The sequence below is a fragment of the Dietzia sp. B44 genome (genome assembly GCF_014145245.1).
GTDB lineage: Bacteria > Actinomycetota > Actinomycetes > Mycobacteriales > Mycobacteriaceae > Dietzia > Dietzia natronolimnaea.
Genome location: NZ_JAALEF010000512.1, coordinates 7995 through 9887 on the forward strand (window position 1 = coordinate 7995; position 1893 = coordinate 9887).

The following is a 1893-nucleotide window of genomic DNA, read 5'->3' on the forward strand; positions in this document are numbered from 1 at the left end:
GGCGATCATCAGCCCACGGATGCGCTCCCATTCCGCCTCGCCGCGGGCGAACAACTCCGCCGAGGGAGCAGAATCCTCAAGCAGCGTAGCGGGCTCGACTGCAGCCAGTTCCTGCGAAAGCTGATCGATTCGCCGAGCACGCTCCAAAGCAGAACCCGCGGGAAGCGGGAAATCGCCGACAGTGGTGCCGTTGTACTGATACGTGTGAGACCACGGTTGATCCGCAGCCCCACCACCGTGACCACCCCCTCCTTTCTGATGGCAGTTCTGTCGTAGCCAAAAACATGCTGCCGACGAGTTCAGAACCCCCAACAGCTCAAGGTGACTGTCCTCACTCGCCCCCTCCGGCAACTTAATCACCGGCGCGGTTTGCTTAAAGACCTTTCCGCCGCGATCCAGCACGAAGTGGTTATGAGTCGCCACCTCCGCAAACGTGAGTGAAAGAGGAACCCGCAGCTTCCCGCTAGTGAGCCGACCGTATTCAGTCCACTTCAGTCCGTTGTCAGCTTTAGATTTTCCGTTAAACATAATGCTCCGCGAAAGGCAGGTTCGGTACGGCCAGTAGGAAACAAGTTCATCTGGTTCGAGGTCGATTTCGACTGGCTTCAAGTCTTCCAGATACGGGAAGTGGGCGACCTTTAATTCGCCGTACCCAAAGTCTCTCACCTGACTACCAGTCACCATAGGTCGGAAGTACTTATTGCCCCCGCGAAGCATCGCAGCGCGATCCTTCACATAAAAGGCATCTTCAAGCGTAAATGAAGTGATGCCGACACTGTCAGTCTCAGCCCCAAGGGAAGAGCGGGTGGATAAATTCATCTTCCTCAATGCCGCCGGGGCCGCGCCACCCTGCAACGACCAAGGATGCTCCCCGAGGACTTCCCTTTCCAAGTCTGCCACTGTGATCCACTGGTCCTCGTAACCCGGCGTATCGATATGCTCGACGATGCTGCGCCACACCAGCCCTTGCGCAGGATTCTCAGGGGCTCCCGGCTCGCCCTGAATCCCCATCACTACTCGAACGGTTGCAGCACTCGGACGGCGATTACGTGACACAAGCATCACGGTCGGGGTTCCGTGTCCAGGTATGTACGCGCGGGAGGTATCGATGACCTCGAGCAAGTCGATTCGTGGGAAGAACTCCTCGATGAGTGGCACGCCGAACTCTCGCGCCATGAACGAGTTTGAGGTGATTTGCCCTATTAGGCCGGCTCGGGATGGGTCAAATTCACCAGACTTAGCCAAGGTGTGAAACTGTTCCATGAAAGGAACAGTGAAAACCCACCGCCCTTGGCAACTGCTGTACAGATTCTTGTACCGGGCTTTGAGCACCTTATCCTTGACCGCAATATAAGGCGGATTCCCCACAACCACGTCATATTGGTCCCGCGCCAACGTTCGCCGCAGCGCCGACACCTCCTCCGTTAGGAGGTGGGCCCCACTCGCGACGACATCCGGGTCGACGGAGAGATCCCCATAGTCGAACCCTGACTGGCCGTATGAGTCTTCGCTCCACAGCAGCGAGTCGCCCGCGTACACCTGTAGCGGAAGCTCGGGCACGCTAAGCAGACTCGACCCGCCGATCGCTCGGAGTGCTGCCACCATGAGGCGGAACTGGGCGATCGCCACAGCGAACGGGTTGATGTCCACCCCGTGGATGGAGGACAGCGCCAGGCGCACCTGCTCAGTTGGCTCAACCCCGGGAGCCTCGGCTCGCCAATAGTCCAGCATTCGACCGAACGCCCCGAGCAGGAAGTGACCTGAACCGCAGGTGGGGTCGATGATCTTGAAGTCCACGGCCCCGGTCCGACCCTCTGCATCGACCGACGGAAGACGGGGGGAGTGTTCCTTGAGCGCGGGGGTCAGCGTGCGATCAAGGATGAACTCCTCGAC

General features: G+C 59.0%; 1 protein-coding gene. It reads right to left on the reverse strand.

Translation table 11 applies throughout. The features are described from left to right. Positions 1-1881, reverse strand: a 1881-nt coding sequence (gene pglX / locus G6017_RS15640; protein WP_347238035.1) for a BREX-2 system adenine-specific DNA-methyltransferase PglX, incomplete at its 3' end; no start/stop codon positions are given. Positions 1882-1893 lie beyond the last annotated feature (12 nt).